This window comes from Pseudomonas sp. SDO5532_S415 (assembly GCF_054071155.1).
This window is the reverse complement of the sequence record NZ_JBSVWS010000099.1, coordinates 1-22,161: the sequence shown is the minus strand read 5'-3', so window position 1 is coordinate 22,161 and position 22,161 is coordinate 1. Positions and strand designations below refer to the sequence as shown.

Sequence of the window (22,161 nt, the reverse complement as noted above, 5' to 3'; positions counted from 1 at the left end):
CAATTATGGAATGGGCCATGAACCGCCGTTGGCGTTTGTTACGAGGCTGTTTTAATGCCGTTGTCCAACGTCCACATCATCCATCAGGACGCCGCCATACTGGTGGTGAACAAACCGACCCTGTTGCTTTCCGTCCCCGGCCGGGCCGACGACAACAAGGACTGCCTGATTACCCGCCTGCAAGAAAATGGCTACCCGGAAGCGCGAATCGTCCATCGGCTGGATTGGGAAACGTCCGGCATCATCCTGCTGGCCCGCGATCCCGATACGCACCGTGAACTGTCGCGGCAATTTCACGACCGCGAAACCGAAAAGGCCTACACCGCTCTGTGCTGGGGTCAACCCGAACTGGACAGTGGCAGCATCGACTTGCCGCTGCGCTACGATCCGCCGACCAAGCCGCGGCATGTGGTCGATCATGAATTCGGCAAGCACGCCCTGACCTTCTGGCGGGTGCTGGAGCGTTGTGGCGACTGGTGCCGCGTGGAACTCACACCGATCACCGGCCGTTCGCACCAATTGCGCGTACACATGCTCTCCATCGGCCATCCGCTGCTGGGTGACGGGCTCTATGCCCATGAACAAGCCCTGGCTGCCTGGCCGCGACTGTGCCTGCACGCCAGCATGTTGAGCTTCACTCACCCACAGACCGGCGAACGCCTGCGTTTCGAGTGTCCCGCTCCTTTTTGAGCAACGGGTAACTGCGGCTGGCCAACTCAAAAAGCCCTTTATTGTGAAGGGCTTATTTATTTCCAGTTACAATTTTTACGTCATAAATATGGCGTGAAAAAAGTGTCATAAATTTGTAATTAAACGTAAAATCATGGCAATCAGATGTCAGGCAGGATGCCCCCGTGCTCAGCAGTAAAACGCTCCAATGCGACTACCCCGTCACGTTCATTTTCGGCAACACCACCCTGCATTTGACTGAGCAGCCCAGCTTCGAAGCGCAACAGGCCCTCGAACAACTGATCAAAAAACGCAACGCGCAAAAGCTCACCCGCGCGAGCGCACCGCTGGCGTCTGGTGATACGCCGCTGTTTGCCAAGGTCCAGCCACTGGACACCCTCAAGGCAAAAGTCCGGGTGACACTGGGCAAACCGCAACGCAACGGTCGATTCGACTGGCCCCTTGAAGAACTGGTCAATACCCTTGAAGCCCAGCGCCGTGGCGTGCAAATGCCGCCGTTGCAAGGCTTTGGATATTCAAAGGACCGATTGGGCCTGACCCGCGAGTATTTCATTCTGACGCGCCTGCTCGAAGACCATATCGACGGCGTGCAATGGCTTAAACGCAACCCGCAAGACGTCGAAACGTTCATTCTCAAAGCGTTCGAACTGCTGAGCTCCCTGGCCCGGAAGAACATCACGCACATGGACTTCTGGATCGGCAACATCATGATCCCTAAATCGTCGCAGAAATCGCTGAAAGCCATCGACTTTGAAAACTGCTTCGCCGGTACGACATCGCATCCGAGCGAAACACTGGGCTTCCAGCTCGGGTTCTTCTACCGTCGCGAGATTTACAAGTTCATCACAGAAGCCGATTACGACCGGCTGGTGGATGAATACGTCGGACAACGCTGCGGCATTTCCCGGGAAAGATTCGACGAGGTGTACCTCGCGAGCAAACATGAACATGTCGGTCGCAAGCAACGTCGCGAAGTGTTCCTCAATGGCAACCTGATCACGGGTTGACTCAACGTCCTCGCCACCCGCCGCCCTCGCACGCCACACGGCATTGTGTCTGCAATGCCGCGAGCCAATACGCTAAACTGGCGCCACTGCTGTCTGGAGCTACTTATGCGCGAAGAGTTGAACCAAGGCCTGATCGACTTCCTCAAGGCCTCCCCTACCCCGTTCCATGCCACCGCCAGCCTGGTTCAGCGACTGGAAGCGGCGGGCTATCAACGCCTCGACGAACGCGAGCCATGGCATACCGAAGCCAATGGTCGCTACTACGTCACCCGTAACGACTCTTCGATCGTTGCGATCAAAATGGGCCGCCACTCGCCGCTGCACGGCGGGATCCGCCTGGTCGGCGCCCACACCGACAGTCCGTGCCTGCGGGTCAAGCCGCAACCGGAACTGCAACGCCAGGGTTTCTGGCAACTGGGCGTCGAAGTCTATGGCGGTGCGCTGCTGGCGCCATGGTTCGACCGTGACCTGTCCCTGGCCGGCCGCGTTACCTTCCGCCGTGACGGCAAGGTCGAAAGCCAGTTGATCGACTTCAAGGCACCGATCGCGATCATTCCGAACCTGGCCATCCACCTCAATCGTGAAGCCAACATGGGCTGGGCCATCAATGCCCAGACCGAGCTGCCACCGGTCCTCGCGCAATTTGCCGGCGACGAGCGCGTGGATTTCCGCGCCGTGATCACCGACCAACTCGCTCGCGAACACGGCTTGAACGCCGACGTGGTGCTCGATTACGAGCTGAGTTTCTACGACACGCAAAGCGCCGCGGTCATCGGCCTGCACGGCGATTTCATTGCCGGCGCACGCCTGGACAACCTGCTGTCGTGCTACGCCGGCCTGCAAGCCCTGCTGACGGCCGACACCGACGAAACCTGCGTACTGGTCTGCAACGATCACGAAGAAGTCGGCTCGTGCTCGGCCTGCGGGGCCGACGGCCCGATGCTGGAGCAGACACTGCGTCGCCTGCTGCCCGAAGGTGATGAATTCGTACGCACCATTCAGAAATCCCTGCTGGTCTCGGCCGACAACGCCCACGGCGTACACCCCAACTACGCAGAAAAGCACGATGCCAACCACGGCCCGAAACTCAACGCCGGCCCGGTGATCAAGGTCAACAGCAACCAGCGCTACGCCACCAACAGCGAAACCGCCGGGTTCTTCCGCCACCTGTGCATGGCCGAAGAAGTGCCGGTGCAGAGTTTCGTGGTGCGCAGCGACATGGGCTGCGGCTCGACCATCGGCCCAATCACCGCCAGCCAGCTGGGCGTGCGCACCGTGGACATCGGCCTGCCGACCTTCGCCATGCACTCGATCCGCGAGCTGTGCGGCAGCCATGATCTGGCGCACCTGGTCAAAGTGCTGAGCGCGTTCTACGCCTGCCGCGAGCTGCCGTAACCGCCCCTATGGCGAGGGAGCTTGCTCCCGTTCGGCTGCGAAGCAGTCGCAATCCCGGCGAATGCGGTTTATCTGCAGGATGCAATGGCTGGTTTTGGGGCTGCTCCGCAGCCCAGCGGGAGCAAGCTCCCTCGCCACAATGGTCCTGCTCAACGGACTCATTTTTGACATACCTCATCAGCGATCATCCAAAAGCAACCTAGACTTCAACCATCCCTCCCGACAAGGCAGTCGTCATGATTTCAATGTCTTCGTTCCACGCCATGCTGATCCCGATTCTCGCCGGGATGATCCTGCTGGCGCTCGGTTTCAACTTTCGCGACAAAAACGCCGGCGTATTCGCCATGTGGATCGGCATGCTGACGATCCTCGCCACCGTGGTGGTCAAGATCCTCGCCAAGCTCAACGAATAAATCCTCCCCCCGACTCGCATTGATTTTGACGGGCTCGTACACTCGGTCGACCCGCTCACTCCGAGGTTGACCGCCCAGTGTTCGCTCGTCTTTTTGCCCTGCCGTGCTTTTTCCTTGTCTGCCTGATGACGTTGCTGCCGATGGCGCCAGCCCAGGCAGTCGGCTTGCCGAACCTGCTCAACAGTTCGGCGAAAACCCAGCCGGAAGCGCAGGAGCCCCTCGGGCAATCCCTCGACGAAGTCATCAAGTCACTGGAAAACGATCAGCAGCGCACCCAGCTGCTGACGGATTTGAAGAAACTGCGCGACGCCACGAAAAAGGCCCAGCCGACCACCGAAGAAGGCGTGCTGGGCCTGATCGGCGGGACCCTGGCCAGTTTCGAAAAACAATTTACCGGTGCCGACAGCCCGATCACGCGCTGGTCCGACGAATTCAAACGGGCTCAGGACGAACTGACCGCGCTGGTGCTGCCAGCCAACGAATGGCTCCCCATCATCTTCGCCTTCGCCATGATTCTGATGGTCTGGAGCCTGCTCGCGGCGGCACTGATCTGGGTCAGCCATCGGGTCCGCATGCGGTTCGGCCTGACCGAAGAACTGCCGCAACACCCAAGGGCCCTGGACATGCTGCGCTTCGCCCTGCGCAAGCTCGGCCCGTGGCTGATCGCGCTGGTCATCACGGTGTACATGAGTTATGCCCTGCCTTCATCGTTGGGCAAGAGCCTGGCGATGGTGCTGGCCTACGCGCTGGTGGTCGGCACCTGCTTTTCCGCGGTCTGCGTGATCGCCTTTTCCCTGCTCGACGGTCCGCATCGCCATCGTGCCTTATACATCCTGCGCCATCAGGCCTTTCGGCCGCTGTGGCTGATCGGCAGCTTCGCGGCTTTCGGTGAAGCCCTGAGCGACCCGCGCCTGATCGATAGCCTCGGCGTGCATCTGGCGCACTCCGCCGCAACGGTGGCCAATGTCCTGGCGGCGCTGTCCACGGGGTTGTTCATCCTGCGTTTTCGCCGTCCGATTGCCCATTTGATTCGTAACCAGCCACTGTCCCGGCGCCTGACCCGCCGCGCCCTCAGCGACACTATCGAGATTCTCGGCACCTTCTGGTTCGTGCCGGCGCTGGTGTTGGTGGGTATTTCGCTGTTCGCCACCTTCGTTTCAGCCGGTGATACCAGCACCGCGTTGCGTCAGTCGCTGATCTGTACGGTGCTGCTGGTGTTGTGCATGGTCATCAACGGTCTGGTGCGTCGCCATGCCCTCAAACCGCAACGCAGCGTGAAACGCCATGCACTGTATTCCGAGCGCCTGAAAAGCTTCTTCTACACCCTTGCCCATCTGCTGGTCTGGCTGGTGTTCATCGAACTCGGCTTGCGGGTCTGGGGCATGTCGCTGATCCGCTTCACCGAAGGCGAAGGCCATGAAGTCAGCGTCAAACTGTTCAGCCTCGGCGGCACGCTGATTTTTGCCTGGCTGATCTGGATCCTCAGTGACACTGCCGTGCACCACGCCCTCACCCGCTCGCGCAAGGGCCTGGCCAACGCCCGGGCACAGACGATGATGCCGCTGATCCGCAACGTGTTGTTCGTGGCGATTTTCATCATCGCGCTGATCGTCGCCCTGGCGAACATGGGCATGAACGTCACGCCGCTGCTGGCCGGTGCCGGCGTGATTGGCCTGGCCATCGGTTTCGGCGCGCAATCGCTGGTGGCCGACTTGATCACCGGCCTGTTCATCATCATCGAGGACTCCCTGGCCATCGACGACTACGTGGACGTCGGCGGGCACCTGGGCACCGTCGAAGGCCTGACCATTCGCACCGTGCGCCTGCGGGACATCGACGGCATCGTCCACACCATTCCGTTCAGCGAAATCAAAAGCATCAAGAACTACTCCCGGGAATTCGGCTACGCGATCTTCCGGGTCGCCGTACCGGCCAGCATGGACATCGACAATGCGATCAAACTGATGCGTGAAGTCGGCCAGAAAATGCGCACCGACCCGTTGCAACGACGCAATATCTGGTCGCCGCTGGAAATCCAGGGGGTGGAGAGTTTCGAATCCGGCAACGCGATCCTGCGCGCCCGCTTCAAGACTGCGCCGATCAAGCAGTGGGAAGTGTCCCGGGCGTTCAACCTGTCGTTGAAACGGCATCTGGATGAAGCGGGGATGGATCTGGCGACACCAAGGATGAGTGTGCAGGTGATCACGGCCGGTGGTGGTCCGCAGAAGGATGTATCCGACTGATTGATGGGTTGGTCTTTCGACCGCTTCCGTCGGAACGCCGCCCGGAGCCGGCTCGCTCCCACACTGGACCTGAGTCGCACCGAAGATCAAATGTGGGAGCGAGCCTGCTCGCGAAGGGAACGACGCGGTATCACTTCCTACACCACATCCACTCCGACATGAATCGCATCATGGCGCCAAAACTCCAGGTCACAGTCGATCAGCCGCTCATGCTGATCGTAATTGACCCGCGCAATGCGCAACCCCGGACTCCCCACCGACACCCGTAAAGCCGCCGCCGCATCCACCGACAACGCCGTCGGTACAATCTCGAAACGCACTCGCCCGTAATGCAAATCGTAGTGCCGTGCATACAGCTCGGTGATCGACTGATTCAAATCGAAATCCAGAATCCCCGGGAAATACTGCGGATTCAGATAGTGCTCCACATACAGCACCAGTCGCCCATCGATGCGCCGCGAACGGCAGATCTGAATCACGCTCGACAGCGCCGGCAACTGCAACCAGGCACAGACCGCCGCTGACGCCGGCTGCAATCGCGCTGAAATGACTTCGGTAGAGGGCACCCGCCCCTGGGCGCTGACCATCGCGTGAAAGTGACTGCGCTGCATCAGGTTATAGGCCAGACGCGGCGGTGAAACGAACCAGCCACGCCGCTCTTCACGATAAATCTGCCCTTGGGCCTCCAGTTGCAACAATGCCTCGCGCACAGTGATCCGCGTGGTCCCGAACAACTCACTGAGCTTGCGCTCGGCCGGCAGTTTGCTTCCCGGTGCGAGCAGCCCGTGATCGAGTTGCTCCTGGAGCACCTGGCCAATGGCAGTCACCGCTTTTATTGCCTCATCGCGCATCAACGTTACCTATCTGGACTAGACCAGCACTGTTTCGGGGCAGAACCACACAACAAATCGGCTCATTAAACATCCTGCAAGCGTAGGCAGTGCAGATGACTGAGAGATGACAAGTGACCGGACGGTCGTCGGCGCCGGCCGTTCAAAAACCTGCAATACATCGGCCAAGTCCTTGCGCTGCGGGGTTTTGTCGATGGTCTACGCTTACCGGACACCCGCCAACGTCGGGCCGAAAAAAGCCCGACCGGGCGACGAACGACATCAAAGTGTCATCGAACGTCCTTAGATTGGCTCAGGTATTGCTGACCTAGACCAACACCACCGCAATCGCAGCGTTGAAAACACCCATAGGAGCTTCGGAATGAAAAAGCTTTTCCTGGCAACACTGTTAGGTTCGACCATTGCCATGTGCACCGCCGCCATGGCGGCTGATGATCTGAAAACCCTCGAAGCCGCTGCGAAAGCGGAAGGCGCGGTCAACAGTGTCGGCATGCCCGATGACTGGGCCAACTGGAAAGGCACCTGGGCCGACCTGGCCAAGAACTACGGCCTCAAACACATCGACACCGACATGAGTTCGGCTCAGGAAATCGCCAAGTTTGCCGCGGAAAAAGACAACGCCAGTGCCGACATCGGCGACGTCGGTGCAGCCTTCGGCCCGATTGCAGTCAAACAAGGCGTCACACAGCCTTACAAGCCATCGACCTGGGACCAGGTGCCGACCTGGGCCAAAGACAAGGACGGTCACTGGGCCTTGGCCTATACCGGCACTATCGCCTTCATCGTCAACAAGAAGCTGCTGCACGGTTCCGAAGCGCCAACCAAGTGGGCTGACCTCAAAACCGGCAAATACAAGGTGTCCATCGGTGACGTGAGCACTGCCGCCCAAGCTGCGAACGGCGTTCTGGCTGCTGCGCTGGCCAACGGTGGCGACGAGAAAAACCTCAAGCCTGCATTGGATCTGTTCGCTGACATCGCCAAGCAGGGTCGCTTGTCGATGGCCAACCCGACCATCGCCACCATGGAAAAAGGCGAGATCGAAGTCGGCGTGGTCTGGGACTTCAACGGCCTGAGCTACAAGGCCAAGATGGCCAATCCGGATGACTACACCGTACTGATTCCTTCCGACGGCTCGGTGATTTCCGGCTACACCACCATCATCAACAAATACGCCAAGAACCCGAACGCCGCCAAGCTGACCCGCGAGTACATCTTCAGCGACGCCGGCCAGATCAACCTGGCCAAGGGTAACGCCCGTCCGATCCGCGCCGAGCACCTGACCCTGCCCGCCGATGTCCAGGCCAAGCTGCTGCCGAACGAGCAGTACAAAAAGGTCACGCCGATCAAGGACGCGGATGCGTGGGAAAAGACCTCCAAAGCCCTGCCGCAGAAGTGGAACGAAGAAGTCATCGTAGAAATGAAATGACGCGGTAGATCCCCGCTTCGGGATCTGATGGAAATCCCTGTGGGAGCGAGCCTGCTCGCGAAAGCGCTCTGACATTCAACATTGGTCTGAATGTTAAGCCCCCTTCGTGAGCAAGCCCGCTCCCACAGTGGACCGAGTGAATTTCACATTCCTGTTTTGCGGAGTTTTTGCCCCTATGAAGCACAACGTCATCCTTGTCGTGCTCGACGGCCTCAATTACGAAGTCGCGCGCCACGCCATGGGGCACCTGCAGGCTTACGTCGGCGCAGGACGCGCAGCGCTCTACAAGCTGGAGTGCGAGTTGCCGGCCCTGTCCCGACCGCTTTACGAATGCATCCTGACCGGCGTCACGCCGATCGAGAGCGGCATCGTTCACAACAACGTCTCGCGCCTGTCCAACCAGCGCAGCATCTATCACTACGCCACCGACGCCGGCCTGAAGACCGCCGCGGCGGCTTATCACTGGGTCAGTGAGTTGTATAACCGCTCACCGTTTGTGGCGGCCCGGGATCGTCACACCAACGACCCTGCTCTACCGATCCAGCACGGGCATTTTTACTGGAGCGATCACTACCCCGACTCGCACCTGTTCGCCGACGCCGAAAACCTGCGCCTGCGCCATGCGCCGAATTTCCTGCTGATACACCCGATGAACATCGACGACGCCGGGCACAAGCACGGCCTCGACACCCCGCAGTACCGCAACAGCGCGCGCTCGGCGGACATCATCCTCGCCGACTACCTGCAAGGCTGGCTCGACGCCGGTTACCAGGTGCTGGTGACCGCCGACCACGGCATGAACAACGACCGCTCCCATAACGGTCTGCTGCCCGAGGAACGCGAAGTGCCGCTGTTCGTGCTCGGCGATGCGTTCAGTTTCAACGCCAACGCCACGCCAGGACAGACCGAGATCTGCGGCACCGTGTGCGAGCTGCTGGGCGTGCCCCACGACAAACCTGTGTGCCGGGAGCTGCTCAAGTGACCTCCATGATGCGCGGCAAATGGCTGGCAGCCTTGTGCCTGGTACCCTTCGCCCTGTTCTTTATCGTGTTCGAAATCGCCCCCCTGGTGTGGGTGATGATCAATAGCCTGGAATCGGAAGAATTCGGGTGGGGCCTGGCCAACTTCATCAGGATCTTCGATTCGAAGTTTTACCGGCAGGCGATCCAGTACAGCCTCGAGATCAGTTTCTGGTCCAGCGTGTTCGGCATCATTATCGCGGTACTCGGTGCCTATTCCCTGCGACGGGTCGACTCGAAGCTGCGCAACTTCGTCAACGCCTTCGCCAACATGACCAGCAACTTCGCCGGCGTGCCTCTGGCCTTTGCGTTCATCATCCTGCTGGGTTTCAACGGCAGCTTCACCATCCTGCTCAAACAGGCCGGAATCATTCAGGACTTCAACCTGTATTCGAAAACCGGGGTGATCATTCTCTACACCTACTTCCAGATTCCCCTTGGCGTGCTGCTGCTCTACCCGGCCTTCGACGCCTTGCGCGAAGACTGGCGCGAGTCCGCCGCGCTGCTCGGCGCGAACGGCTGGCAGTTCTGGCGCCACATCGGCCTGCCGGTGCTGACCCCGGCACTGCTCGGCACCTTCGTGATCCTGCTGGCCAACGCCCTCGGCGCCTACGCCACGGTGTACGCCCTGACCACCGGCAACTTCAACGTGATGCCCATCCGCATCGCGGCGATGGTCTCGGGCGATATTTCCCTGGACCCGAACCTGGCCAGTGCCCTGGCCGTAGTGCTGGTGGCGTTGATGACCCTGGTGACCGTCGTGCATCAGCTGCTGTTGAAGAGGAGCTACCATGTCTCGCGCTGAATTGGGCCCCGTCGGCATCTACCACCGGGTAGTGGTCTACCTGCTGTTTATCATTCTGTTGCTGCCGCTGCTCGGCACCTTTATCTACTCGATTTCCAGCAGTTGGTCGGCCACCATTCTGCCCAGTGGTTTCAGCATCAAATGGTACGTGCAGCTGTGGAGCGATCCGCGTTTCCTGAGTGCTTTCGGCCAATCGCTGCTGGTCTGCATCGGAGCGCTGATTCTCTCGGTGGTGCTGATTTTGCCGCTGCTGTTCGTGGTGCATTACCACTTTCCGAAACTCGATGCATTGATGAACATCCTGATCCTGCTGCCCTTCGCCGTGCCACCCGTGGTGTCGTCGGTGGGATTGTTGCAGCTCTATGGTTCAGGGCCGTTCGCCATGGTCGGCACGCCGTGGATTCTGATCGGTTGCTACTTCACCGTGGCGCTGCCGTTCATGTACCGGGCAATCACCAACAACCTGCAAGCGATCAACCTGCGCGACCTGATGGACGCCGCCCAACTGCTCGGTGCCAGCACCTTCCAGGCGGCGATCCTGGTGGTGCTGCCGAACCTGCGCAAGGGCCTGATGGTGGCGTTGCTGCTGTCGTTCTCGTTCCTGTTCGGCGAGTTCGTGTTCGCCAACATCCTCGTCGGCACCCGTTACGAAACCCTGCAGGTCTACCTCAACAACATGCGCAACAGCAGCGGCCACTTCACCAGTGCGCTGGTGATTTCCTACTTCTTCTTTGTGCTGGTTCTGACCTGGGCGGCCAATATCTTGAACAAGGACAAAAGCGAATGAGCTATGTCAGCGTCCAACACCTACAGAAAAACTACGCAGGCACCACGGTGTTCAGCGACATCAACTGCGAAATCCACAAAGGTGAATTCGTCACCCTGCTCGGCCCGTCCGGTTGCGGCAAATCCACGCTACTACGCTGCATCGCCGGCCTGACCTCGGTGAATGGCGGCAAGATTCTGCTCGATGGTGTCGATATCGTGCCGTTGAGCCCGCAGAAACGCGGGATCGGCATGGTGTTCCAGAGTTATGCGCTGTTCCCCAACATGACCGTCGAGCAGAACGTCGCCTTCGGTTTGCGCATGCAGAAGGTCAACGCCGACGACAGCCAGAAGCGCGTCGCCGAAGTGCTGAGACTGGTGGAGCTGCAAGATTTTGCCGCCCGCTATCCGCATCAGCTGTCCGGTGGCCAATGCCAGCGTGTCGCCCTCGCCCGCTCCCTGGTCACCCGCCCACGCCTGTTGCTGCTGGACGAACCGCTGTCGGCCCTCGATGCGCGGATTCGCAAACACTTGCGTGAGCAGATCCGTCAGATCCAGCGTGAACTGGGCTTGACCACGATTTTCGTCACACACGACCAGGAAGAAGCCCTGACCATGTCTGACCGGATTTTCCTGATGAATCAGGGAAAAATCGTACAAAGCGGCGACGCCGAAACCCTGTACACCGCGCCGGTGGATGTGTTCGCCGCCGGGTTCATCGGCAACTACAACCTGTTGGACGCCGAGAGCGCGACGAAACTGCTGCAGCGGCCGGTCAATCATCGTATAGCGATCCGCCCTGAGGCCATCGAATTGAGCCTGAACGGTGAACTGGACGCGCAAGTACGCAGCCACAGCCTGCTGGGTAACGTGATCCGCTACCGGATCGAAGCCCGGGGTGTGGAGTTGGTGGTGGACGTGCTCAACCGCTCGGCTTCTGACCTGCATCCCGATGGTCAGCGCCTGGCGCTTTCCATCGATCCGACGGCCCTGTGTGAGGTAGCTTGAAAGCAGTTGCAAGCTACAAGCTGCAAGCTTCAAGTTGTAGACTGCTGACCACCTAAATTCACTTCTTGCGGCTTGAAGCTTGAAGCTTGAAGCTTGCAGCTGTTCACAGAGAGAACCCGATGGCCCTGGCAATTTTTGATCTGGACGAAACCCTGATCCACGGCGATTGCGCCTCGCTGTGGAGCGAACAAATGGTCCGCCTCGGCTGGGTCGACGGCGAATCCTTCCTGCGTCGTGACAAGGAGCTGATGGATGCCTATGGCCGGGGCCACCTGGCGATGGAGGACTACATGGCCTTCAGCCTGGAACCCTTGATCGGCCGCAGCCCGGCAGAAGTCGAGCATCTGGTCGGGCCCTGGGTGGAAGACTTCATCGAACCGATCATCTTCAGCGACGCCACCAAGGCCATCGCCGCCCACCGCAAGGCGGGCGACCGCATCCTGGTGATCTCGGCCTCGGGTGTACACCTGGTCAAGCCCATTGCCGAGCGCCTGGGCATCGATGAGATTCTCGGCATCGAACTGGAAGTGGCGCACGGCGTATACAGCGGCAACACCGTTGGCACCCTGACCTACCGCGAAGGCAAGATCACCCGGTTGCTGGAATGGCTGGATGCCGAAGAGGAAAACCTCGAAGGTGCGAGCTTCTATTCCGACTCACGCAATGATTTGCCGTTGTTGCTGAAGGTGGATTTCCCGCACGTCGTCAACCCGGACCCGGTGTTGCGCGAGCAGGCCGAAAAAGCCGGTTGGCCGATCCACATCTGGAAATAACCAAGATCCCCTGTGGGAGCGAGCCTGCTCGCTCCCACAGGCGTTTTGTGTCAGGTCAGGCTTTCGTCGATCACAAGCACCAGCTTGCCCGCCACCTTGTTACTCGCCAACTCCGCAAACGCCGCTTCGGCATCCTTGATCGGGAAGGCCCTGGACAGTTGCGGGCTCAGGCGTTTTTCGGAAAACAGCGGCCAGACATGCAGGCGTAGATCGCTGAACAGATCCGCCTTGAACTGATCGTCGCGGCTGCGCAGGGTCGACCCCAGCAACTGCACGCGCTTGGCCAACACTTGCGCCAGATCCAGCTTCGCTTCGCGGCCGCCCATCAGACCGATCAGCACCCAACGACCGTCACCGGCCAGCAATTTCAGGTTCAGCGCAGCGTAGTCGCCGCCCACCGGATCGAGGATGACATCGAACGGCCCGAGGTCGCTCAGGCTTTCCAGATCGCCGGTGCGCACCACGCCCCCCTGGGCACCGAGCGCTTCGCAGTAGGCCAGGCGTTCGGCGGAGCCGACACTGACCCAGCAAGGGTTACCAAAGGCCTTGCACAGCTGAATGGCGGCTGAACCGATTCCACTTGCTCCGGCATGCAGCAGAACTTTTTCGCCCGGTTTGAGCGCTGCCAGTTGAAACAAATTCAACCAGACGGTCGCATACACTTCCGGCAACGCAGCGGCTTCGGCCAACGACATTTCGTCGGGAACCGGTAACACATGCCGTCCGTCGACAACCACCTCTTCGGCCATCCCGCCCCCGGCCAGCAAGGCGCAAACACGATCCCCCACTTGCCAGGACGAGCCCGGGCCGACCTCGCTGATCACCCCCGAACACTCTAGACCGAGCACTTGGCTGGCCCCCGGTGGTGGCGGATAAAGACCGGCCTTCTGCAACAAATCGGCGCGATTGAGCCCCGCAGCCGCCACTCGAATGCGAACTTGTCCTACATCACACGCCGGACGAGGCTCTTCAACCCACTCCACTTGACCGTCAACGCCTTGCAATGCTTTCACAGTGCCTCCATAGTGAGTCTGGACTGAGCCCGAAGCTGTACCGCCGGGCTTTTTGCATTATGCGACCGGCCCATGTGGAACCGGCGACTTCAAAGACGGCCTAATATGCGTTATCAATTGTCCCCGCGTCGAATCAACATGAAGCGTTTGTTCCCCAGCACCGCCCTCGCTCTTTTCATCGGTATCGGCCTTTTGCCGCTGTCCGGCAGTTCATTCGCAGCCAATAGCTGGGACAAGCTTCAACCCGATCGCGACGAAGTCATCGCCAGTCTGAACGTCGTGGAGTTGCTCAAGCGCCACCACTACAGCAAGCCGCCGCTCGATGACGCGCGCTCGCTGATCATCTACGACAGCTACCTCAAGTTGCTCGACCCGTCGCGCAGCTACTTCATGGCCAGCGACATTGCCGAATTCGACAAGTGGAAGACCCAGTTCGACGACTTCCTGAAAAGCGGCGACCTCAACGCCGGGTTCACCATCTACAAGCGCTACCTGGACCGCGTCAAGGCGCGTCTGGACTTCGCCCTTGCCGAGCTGAACAAAGGCGTCGACAAGATCGACTTCACCACCAAGGAAACCTTGCTGATCGATCGCAAGGACGCTCCTTGGCTCAAATCCACCGCGGAACTCGACGACCTGTGGCGCAAGCGCGTCAAGGACGAAGTACTGCGGCAGAAGATCGCCGGCAAGGATTCCAAGCAAATCCAGGAAACCCTGACCAAGCGCTACAAGAACCAGTTGGCGCGTCTGGACCAGACCCGCGCGGAAGACATCTTCCAGGCGTATATCAACACCTTCGCCATGTCCTACGACCCGCACACCAACTATCTGTCGCCGGATAACGCGGAAAACTTCGACATCAACATGAGCCTGTCCCTGGAGGGCATCGGCGCCGTGTTGCAGAGCGACAACGATCAAGTGAAAATCGTGCGCCTGGTGCCGGCAGGCCCGGCGGACAAGACCAAGCAGGTCGCTCCGGCCGACAAGATCATCGGCGTTGCCCAAGGCAACAAAGAAATGGTCGACGTGGTGGGCTGGCGCCTGGACGAAGTGGTCAAGCTGATCCGCGGCCCGAAAGGCACCGTGGTGCGCCTGGAAGTGATCCCGGCCAGCAATGCGCCGAACGACCAGACCAGCAAGATCGTGCCGATCACCCGCGAAGCGGTGAAGCTTGAAGATCAGGCAGTGAAGAAGTCGGTGCTCAACCTCAAGCAGGATGGCAAGGACTACAAACTCGGCGTCATCGAGATCCCGGCCTTCTATCTGGACTTCAAGGCATTCCGTGCCGGCGATCCGGACTACAAGAGCACCACCCGCGACGTCAAGAAACTGCTGACCGAGTTGCAGAAGGAAAAGGTCGACGGCGTGGTGATCGACCTGCGCAACAACGGCGGCGGTTCCTTGCAGGAAGCCACCGAGCTGACCAGCCTGTTCATCGACAAGGGGCCGACCGTGCTCGTGCGTAACGCCGATGGCCGCGTCGATGTACTGGAAGATGAAAACCCGGGCGCGTTCTACAAAGGCCCGATGGCGTTGCTGGTCAACCGCTTGTCCGCCTCGGCGTCGGAGATTTTCGCCGGTGCCATGCAGGACTACCACCGCGCACTGATCATCGGCGGCCAGACCTTCGGCAAAGGCACCGTGCAGACTATCCAGCCGCTGAACCATGGCGAGCTGAAACTGACCCTGGCCAAGTTCTACCGGGTTTCCGGCCAGAGTACCCAGCATCAGGGCGTACTGCCGGATATCGATTACCCGTCGATCATCGACACCAAGGAAATCGGCGAAAGCGCCCTGCCGGAAGCCATGCCGTGGGACACCATCAAAGCGGCGATCAAGCCGGCTGCCGATCCATTCAAACCGTACATCACCCAGCTCAAATCCGAGCACGACGTGCGTACGAACAAAGACGCGGAATTCGTGTTCATTCGCGACAAACTGGCCCTGGCGCAGAAGCTGATGGCAGAAAAAACCGTCAGCCTCAATGAAGCCGAGCGTCGTGCGCAACACGCCGACATCGAAGCCAAGCAACTGGCCATGGAGAACATCCGTCGCAAGGCCAAGGGCGAAGAGCCGCTCAAAGAGCTGAAGAAAGAAGACGAAGACGCCCTCGCGGCCGAGCCGGACAAGACCAAGCCGGAAGACGACGCCTACCTGAGCGAAACCGGGCGCATTCTGCTGGACTACCTCAAGCTCAACACCGCGGTGGCCAAGCACTGAGTGGTGACTGGCAAGATGATGGCAATTTAATGCTGAAGCTCCCCGGAGCTTCATCAAACAGTCATCATTCTGTCGTGAAATAAAGGACTGGGCGTGCTCTTTTACCAAGAGCCCGCCCAGTCCTTTTTTTATCGCCAGAGATTGCCATGACCACAACCGAACAGCTGAGTGCGTTGAGTTCAATCCTGACTCAAGGCGGTTTGCACAGCCTGTTCCAGCCGATCATTTGCCTCTCCGAACGACGGATTCTCGGCTACGAAGCCCTCAGCCGCGGCCCTTCCAACAGTCCGCTGCACTCCCCCATTGCGTTGTTCGCCGTCGCCCGCCAGGCCGGCCGCCTGAGCGAACTGGAAATCGCCTGTCGGCAGAGCGCATGTCGACGCTTCAATGACCAGCAACTGCCCGGCAAGCTGTTCCTCAACGTGTCCCCGGAATCCCTGCTCGAAGCCGCACACCAGCCCGGCCGCACCCTGCAACTGCTGCAGGATTTCGGCATCCCGCCCAGTCAAGTAGTCATCGAACTCACCGAACAGACGCCGATCGACGATTTCCAGTTGTTGCAAACCGCTCTGCATCACTACCGGGCGATGGGGTTTTCCATTGCCCTCGATGACTTGGGTGCAGGCTACTCGAGCCTGCGCCTGTGGTCGGAGTTGCGCCCGGACTACGTGAAGATCGACCGACATTTCATCGACGGCATTCATCAGGATGCGCTCAAGCGCGAGTTCGTCGGCTCGATCCTGCAAATCGCCAAGGCATCACGGGCGCAGGTAATCGCCGAAGGCATCGAGTTGCCGGAAGAACTGGCGGTGTTGACCGAAATGGGCGTTGATCTGGTCCAGGGCTACCTGCTTTGCCGCCCACAGGAACATCCGCCCCGGGATGCCCGGCCCCTGATGCCGCGCCAGGACAATCCCGCCGTGGTGCTGAACGACGAAGCCAGCGACCTCAGCGCCCTGCTCAACGACCAGCCCGCGGTGGGCCGCAACACCCCGACCGCCAACGTCCTCGAAGCCTTCCGCCGCCAGGCCAACCTGAACTCGCTGGCGGTGCTGGACGATCAGGGTCAGCCGTGCGGCATCGTCCATCGGCATTCGCTCTCGGACGCGCTGCTCAAGCCGTTTGCCACCGACCTGTTCGCCCGCAAACCCATCAGCCGCTTGATGAGCGATGACTTCCTGGCGGTCGAGATGAGTCAGTCGTTGCAACAGGTCAGCCGCCTGATCACCAGCCGCGCCCGGCAACGCATTGAAGAAGATTTCATCATCACCCTCAACGGCAGCTACCTGGGCCTGGGCCGGGTGATCGATGTACTGAAACTGATCACCGAACTGAAAATCCAGCAGGCCCGCTACGCCAACCCGCTGACCCTGCTGCCGGGTAACGTGCCGATCCAGCAATGCCTCACACGGCTGCTGCAACAGAAGCGGGAATCGGTGATCTGCTACGTCGACATTGACAGCTTCAAACCCTTCAACGACATCTACGGCTATGGCCGTGGGGACGAAGTCCTGTTGTGCCTGGCGCAATGCCTGAACGACCGCGTCGACCCGTCCCGCGACTTCGTCGGCCACATCGGCGGCGACGACTTCCTGCTGTTGCTCGGCCCGGAAGACTGGGGCAAACGTTTGAACCAGCTATTGGACGACTTCCAGAGCCAATGCCGACGCTTCTACCGCAGCGAACACCTCGAAGCCGGCTGCTTCATCGCCCCCAACCGCCAGGGCGTGCGCCAGGAATTCCCGCTGCTGTCCCTGTCCATCGGCGTGGTGCACCTGCATCCCGAGGCCTGCGGAGCCATCGACGCCAGCCAGTTGGCAGAGATGGCATCACAGGCCAAACACCACGCGAAAAATGTGCCGGGGTACAGCGTGCATGTGATTGATAGCCTGGCGGTGCCTGGGCCTGAACCGGTCTGGTTGGCGGGACAGCGCTGACCGGGCTGACGCCATCGCTGGCAAGCCAGGCTCCCACAGTTCTTATGTCGTTCGCGATTCTTGCGCCCATCACAAAACCCTGTGGGAGCCTGGCTTGCCAGCGATGAGGCCCGTACAGGCAATACAAATGCCTTGGATTAACCCGCTACAAAGCCCCTGAGCACCGCCCCCGCAACCTCCGCCCAACCACATCCAACACATCACATCCATCGCGCAACGGAATGGCACAGAGCAAGGCAAAATCACTGAGAATGAAGGATTCACACTCCACTGAACCACGCATGGACAGGTTTTCCAGCACCTGGGTGACAGCCCGGATTCAATAGTTGGCAGCGTCGGTCAAAACGTCGAGCGGCGCGTGGGTATCGACGAACAGGGTGGGCATTTCGCAGCAGTTGCTGGTGAGCGCCATGAAGCGGTTTTCGGGGTGGGGGATTGGTTTTTCGTAGGGTGGATCGGGAGTTAGTGTTTTCATCGTTCTATTTCCTAACGTATGGACGGGAGCCGCACACCATCACTTCCACGCAAAAGGTGGCGGCTGTACACAGGTGTGGAAGACCGGGACGTTAGGCACCCGGCGCACTCGAAAGCGCCCCGCGCACAGCCGCCACCATGAAACACAGACGATAACGTCGAACTGGTGGCGCCTGACGCGCCTAACGATAGAAGGCTTCCACACCCTGCCACTGAATTTGCAGTGACCGCCAAAAGACTATCGATGAGCCCAGCTCCGCACCAGTTCATGGAAACCGCTAGAACTTGAAGGAAATCTCCTAGGACGTTGCCCGGAAATTTCATAATCTACAACGCGAAATCCAAACAACACTTAATCAGTCCGTAGTACTCGCGATCAACGCACTTAAAGTCCGTCGCTTAGGATTCCAGATCGTTAAACACCACACACCCCACCATTCCAAACCTGGATAAAAATAATTACTCCATGGCGCTACACTCGAAGTATCATTTTTTTCATGCAAACCCGTATGAAATCCTTCAACCCAATTCAGTACCGAAACATCATCTAGCTCATTTAACCCAAGAACGTCACACCACTCATTAAAAACGCCCTTAGTCTCTACCCCTTTTTTAAATCGCGCACGATACGGAGGATTTATAAAGGAAGCATATAGTGCCAAACGTTCAAAGACATCAGTGCTATCCGTCAGTGTCAGACTACGTATTTCATCTAGATTTAATGGGGTCGAGATAGCATTTTCTAGCTCCCAACTAATGAATGGCTCCGGATAACCCTCGTATTTTTTATCCTGCATCAGACTTTCGTGCCACTGCCTTGCGTTATTCATTAATTCCTCATGCAGTACAACCAAGCCCTGTCGATGATAGGATTCGTCCACTTTATCTTGCGGATCAGGCGAAAGAACCACAAATTTAAATACGCACCCTGCCTCATCCATCTGCTCAATCAATTTTGCGCTTCTTTCTTTTTCAACAACCTTCAACAAATCGAAACCTCTATCAATCAAATTACACTTATAAAAACAACTATAGCACGCGCCAACTTCACCACCTTGATCGGTCTTCGCGACTCGCCTTATATAGATCATCTACCCAAGCTTCGGACAACTTAACGTACACATCTTCAAAAAACGCCCTTGGATCTTTCATTTCATTCCACCCCGGAGGAAGCAAAGAATAAGACATCGGATCATGTTCCAACACTTCGAAAAAAACACTCGAATCACCCTCAAGCGCTTCTCCCAACACAGAAAGCAAAACAAACTTGTGCCTATAGCTCAATCCAGCGAAGCGCTTGACAACAAACTGAGTTATTAATAATTCTCTATCTGAAGGACAGTCAGGATCGTACCCCGACAATTGAACACCAAGACTTTCCTCGCGATCATAGATATCGAAACCACCGAGAAAATGCTCTAAGCATGGATTATATGGGACATCAAGAAAAGGATGCATCAGCCTTATATTTTCTCTATCGGATAGAGCGCTATAGGCTGCAAAGTCTCAAAGTCAAATTTCATCTCAAAGGCATTCATATTAGGAATATAACGCGGATTCTCGGGATCTAAAGGATTAGGTTCATACCCACGCCCCACATTTTCAGCCTCCATTCGCACTACCAAATTACCTTTACTATCTTCCCCGGTAAAGCGCGACATTCTTCTGGCTTCCCTTGTCATCGCTTCATTATAGGCGTTCAATTGCGCTCTATAGCTTACAAATTGAGAGCTTGGAACGGCTCTCCACTTGTTACTTTCGCAATGAAATTCGTGAGTTGTGGTTTGCTGCTGAACAGCAGACTCCGAATTTTCCACCACACGCTTATCCGTAGTTCGCACGATGAACCTCCTTTTTACAATTATTTAGAACGGCATACTTCAGAACTCGCCATTCAACATAGACGCTACACTTTTTCAAGCTATTCATCTCCACAACTGGATTTGCCTGATTAAGCGAGTTTCGATGACTTTGACGCCTTATACACCTTTAAACTTATACAAACAGCTATCTAATGATGCTTTCCTTCAGAATTATTAGCCACGACGATCCACCAAGAGAATCAATCGAAAAATGTATAGGCGTATTTGTCATTTTCTTAATAGCTTACCGCTGCCTTAAGGTGACATCGAAAACTTCAGATCCATATTCCCCCTGCATACCTTATTCTTCCACCTCTAACAGAACTACCAACTTGACTTATCTTCAAGACTGGCCTTTTCAAGGTCCTCTTTCCATGCAATAGACGCCAAGCGAAAGATATCTTCAAAGAATGCTCTGGCATTTTCCATCTCATCCCAACCATCGGGAAAAGATGAATACGATTCAGGATCATACTTTAACAATGATTGAAAATCATAATCATCATCTTGAAGGGCCTGTTCTAAACATTTGTAAAGTAAAAACCTCTGACGATAGGATCGCTTTCTAGGCAGGCAATATTTTAGAATTAGAACCTCCCGATCCTCCACGTTATTTGGATCAAACTTCTCTAGCTCCTCGCCTAGAGTTTCTTCACGATCATAAATATCAAAGCACCCCAAAAAGTAAGATGGAGTAGGGATGTACGGCTTTCCAGATTCAGGGTCAATCATAATTTTCCACTCTATTTAATCGGATACAACGTAAAAGGCACACCGGTTTCAGAATCAAACTTCATCTCGAAGCCATCCAATCCAATATGCTTCGGATTTTGCTTCGATTTTGGATTTGGAAAATAGCCCTCACCAGCACCGAAAAGTCTCATTCTAACAATGTCGTTTCCATTACCATCCTTTCCTGTAAAACGTGGCAACCCATGTTCCGTTCTCGTCGTTGCTAGCATGTAGGCCTTGAGCATTAGTTCATAATTATAGAATCTCGAACTTGGATTACCTTTTTCTTTCTTGGGAGTTTTTCCAGTGATTGGGTCAGTACCGTCAATTGCTCTTTGTATGAAAGCTCTATCAGGAACCTCCGGACCATGTTTCCCAACCATATGCATACCCTGACTGTCATTCAGTCTATGAATCTCTTCCTTTGCGAATAGTCCGGGACTTACATTGGGTAGCGCTGGTTCCCCAACATCAACTTTAGCCCCATCCACACCATCCGGCACCAAGCAACTCGCCCTACGCGGCCCCGGACAATCAGTCAACCCCAACGGATCCACCCACCCCGTCGGATTCGGCACATACCGGTAGGCATTCAACCCACCCGCCAGCTTCACCGGGTCCGGGGTCAGGTAGCGTCCCGTGTCCGGGTGGTAGTAGCGATGGCGGTTGTAGTGCAGGCCGCTTTCGGTGTCGAAGTACTGGCCCTGGAAGCGCAGCGGTTGTTCGAGTTGTTCGCCGCCACCGTGGGTCAGTTGGCTGAGCTTGCCGTAGGCGGTGTATTTCGCCGACCAGACGATGTCGCCGCCGTAGTCGGTGAGTTCCTGCGGGGTGCCGAGGTGGTCGAGTTGGTAGTAGAACGGGCAGGCTTTTTTCGGGCCTTTGCCGTCGAGCAGCGCCAGCGGGCGGAAGCTGCCGGGTTCGTAGAGGTAGCTGCGGTAGTGGGTTGGGCTGCTTTCGGCGATGAGGTTATCGCCCTGCCAGAAGAAGGTGGTGGTGTGGCCGTCGACGGTCTTGGCGATGCGCCGGCCGAAGGCGTCGTAGCGGTAGCAGGCCTGGCGACCGTCCGGCAGCTGGAGACCGATCAGGCGGTGCTGGCTGTCGTAGCGGTACGCGGTGACGGCATTGCCACGGCGTTCGCGGATCAGGTTGCCGAAGGCATCGTAGTCGTAATGCCGGTCGGCGTGGCGCCGCAGGCGGTTGCCCTTGAGGTGCCAGGGGCCGGGGCGGTCGTGGATCAGCAGGTTGCCGGCCGGGTCGTGGCTGAAGTTTTCCGGGTCTTGCTCATGGGCGTGGCGGACATGGGTCAGGCGGTCGAGCGGGTCGTACTGGTAGCGGCGTTGGCCGTGACGGCTGTCGCTGATCTGCAGGAGGTTGCCGTTGGCGGCGTAGGCATAATCGCGGCGGTAGCGCGGACGTTGCTGTTGGCTGACGGCGTGGGCGTGCAGGCGGCCCTGATCGTCGTAGGCGTATTCGCTGAGCAAGGCGCCTTGCTGGCGGTTTTGTTCGCGACCACCGACAAAGCTGTGGG

At 57.9% G+C, this 22,161-nt stretch carries 20 protein-coding genes and 1 pseudogene; 13 read left to right on the top strand and 8 right to left on the bottom strand.

All coding sequences use genetic code 11. The features are described 5' to 3' along the window. Positions 1-54 precede the first annotated feature (54 nt). From ACW9HW_RS19880 to ACW9HW_RS19860, 5 genes are all read left to right on the top strand, one after another. On the top strand, positions 55-690 hold the full coding sequence (locus ACW9HW_RS19880) for an RluA family pseudouridine synthase (RefSeq protein WP_095196840.1): 636 nt from the start codon (positions 55-57) through the stop codon (positions 688-690). Between the two features lie 164 nt (positions 691-854). Then, positions 855-1,697, top strand: coding sequence for a lipopolysaccharide kinase InaA family protein (locus ACW9HW_RS19875; protein ID WP_457401410.1), 843 nt, complete (start codon positions 855-857; stop codon positions 1,695-1,697). A gap of 105 nt (positions 1,698-1,802) precedes the next feature. Next, on the top strand, positions 1,803-3,092 hold the full coding sequence (locus ACW9HW_RS19870; protein WP_095196842.1) for a M18 family aminopeptidase: 1,290 nt from the start codon (positions 1,803-1,805) through the stop codon (positions 3,090-3,092). 236 nt (positions 3,093-3,328) lie between these two features. Then, the gene (locus ACW9HW_RS19865; RefSeq protein ID WP_170948734.1) at positions 3,329-3,505 is read left to right on the top strand and encodes a hypothetical protein; all 177 of its coding nucleotides are present in this window, start codon (positions 3,329-3,331) and stop codon (positions 3,503-3,505) included. Between the two features lie 77 nt (positions 3,506-3,582). After that, positions 3,583-5,748, top strand: coding sequence for a mechanosensitive ion channel family protein (locus ACW9HW_RS19860; RefSeq protein WP_457401408.1), 2,166 nt, complete (start codon positions 3,583-3,585; stop codon positions 5,746-5,748). Positions 5,749-5,885: 137 nt separating this feature from the next. Here ACW9HW_RS19860 and ACW9HW_RS19855 read toward each other — a convergent pair whose 3' ends face one another. After that, positions 5,886-6,599, bottom strand: coding sequence for a UTRA domain-containing protein (locus tag ACW9HW_RS19855; RefSeq protein WP_095196844.1), 714 nt, complete (start codon positions 6,597-6,599; stop codon positions 5,886-5,888). Between the two features lie 361 nt (positions 6,600-6,960). Here ACW9HW_RS19855 and ACW9HW_RS19850 point away from each other — a divergent pair, with 361 nt between their 5' ends. The 6 genes from ACW9HW_RS19850 to ACW9HW_RS19825 all read left to right on the top strand — a co-directional run bounded on the left by ACW9HW_RS19850 (position 6,961) and on the right by ACW9HW_RS19825 (position 12,395). Continuing rightward, entirely contained in the window at positions 6,961-8,025 is a 1,065-nt protein-coding gene (locus ACW9HW_RS19850; protein WP_095196845.1) for an ABC transporter substrate-binding protein, read from the top strand. Positions 8,026-8,200: 175 nt separating this feature from the next. Next, positions 8,201-9,007, top strand: coding sequence for an alkaline phosphatase family protein (locus tag ACW9HW_RS19845; protein WP_457401405.1), 807 nt, complete (start codon positions 8,201-8,203; stop codon positions 9,005-9,007). 5 nt (positions 9,008-9,012) lie between these two features. Continuing rightward, complete coding sequence (locus ACW9HW_RS19840) at positions 9,013-9,849, top strand: ABC transporter permease (RefSeq protein ID WP_170948740.1); 837 nt, start codon at positions 9,013-9,015, stop codon at positions 9,847-9,849. Then, positions 9,836-10,636, top strand: a complete 801-nt coding sequence (locus ACW9HW_RS19835) for an ABC transporter permease (RefSeq protein WP_207266537.1) — start codon at positions 9,836-9,838, stop codon at positions 10,634-10,636. The genes ACW9HW_RS19840 and ACW9HW_RS19835 overlap by 14 nt, the downstream gene beginning before the upstream one ends. Then, a complete protein-coding gene (locus ACW9HW_RS19830) occupies positions 10,633-11,622 on the top strand; it encodes an ABC transporter ATP-binding protein (protein WP_095196849.1) in 990 nt (329 codons plus the stop codon). Before ACW9HW_RS19835 ends, ACW9HW_RS19830 begins: the two co-directional genes overlap by 4 nt. A gap of 119 nt (positions 11,623-11,741) precedes the next feature. Next, positions 11,742-12,395 carry an HAD family hydrolase gene (locus ACW9HW_RS19825; RefSeq protein ID WP_095196850.1) on the top strand — a complete coding sequence of 218 codons (654 nt, stop codon included), beginning with the start codon at positions 11,742-11,744 and terminating at the stop codon, positions 12,393-12,395. 50 nt (positions 12,396-12,445) lie between these two features. Here the strand turns inward: ACW9HW_RS19825 and ACW9HW_RS19820 are convergent, their stop codons facing one another. Beyond that, entirely contained in the window at positions 12,446-13,408 is a 963-nt protein-coding gene (locus ACW9HW_RS19820; protein WP_457401403.1) for an NAD(P)H-quinone oxidoreductase, read from the bottom strand. 138 nt (positions 13,409-13,546) lie between these two features. Between ACW9HW_RS19820 and ACW9HW_RS19815 the strand changes: the two genes are divergently transcribed. Next, entirely contained in the window at positions 13,547-15,628 is a 2,082-nt protein-coding gene (locus ACW9HW_RS19815; RefSeq protein WP_170948735.1) for a carboxy terminal-processing peptidase, read from the top strand. A gap of 146 nt (positions 15,629-15,774) precedes the next feature. Continuing rightward, positions 15,775-17,565, top strand: coding sequence for a bifunctional diguanylate cyclase/phosphodiesterase (locus ACW9HW_RS19810; RefSeq protein WP_457401402.1), 1,791 nt, complete (start codon positions 15,775-15,777; stop codon positions 17,563-17,565). Between the two features lie 145 nt (positions 17,566-17,710). Here the strand turns inward: ACW9HW_RS19810 and ACW9HW_RS19805 are convergent. From ACW9HW_RS19805 to ACW9HW_RS19780, 6 genes and pseudogenes are all read right to left on the bottom strand, one after another. Continuing rightward, positions 17,711-18,040, bottom strand: a pseudogene (locus tag ACW9HW_RS19805) (hypothetical protein). A 355-nt stretch (positions 18,041-18,395) separates the two neighbouring features. Then, positions 18,396-19,025, bottom strand: a complete 630-nt coding sequence (locus ACW9HW_RS19800; protein ID WP_457401400.1) for a hypothetical protein — start codon at positions 19,023-19,025, stop codon at positions 18,396-18,398. Between the two features lie 61 nt (positions 19,026-19,086). Further along, a complete protein-coding gene (locus tag ACW9HW_RS19795; RefSeq protein WP_457401399.1) occupies positions 19,087-19,497 on the bottom strand; it encodes a hypothetical protein in 411 nt (136 codons plus the stop codon). A 5-nt stretch (positions 19,498-19,502) separates the two neighbouring features. Next, entirely contained in the window at positions 19,503-19,880 is a 378-nt protein-coding gene (locus tag ACW9HW_RS19790) for a hypothetical protein (RefSeq protein ID WP_457401397.1), read from the bottom strand. A gap of 345 nt (positions 19,881-20,225) precedes the next feature. Next, entirely contained in the window at positions 20,226-20,636 is a 411-nt protein-coding gene (locus ACW9HW_RS19785) for a hypothetical protein (protein ID WP_457401413.1), read from the bottom strand. Positions 20,637-20,644: 8 nt separating this feature from the next. Then, on the bottom strand, positions 20,645-22,161 hold a 1,517-nt coding region (locus ACW9HW_RS19780; protein WP_457401395.1), incomplete at its 5' end, for an RHS repeat domain-containing protein.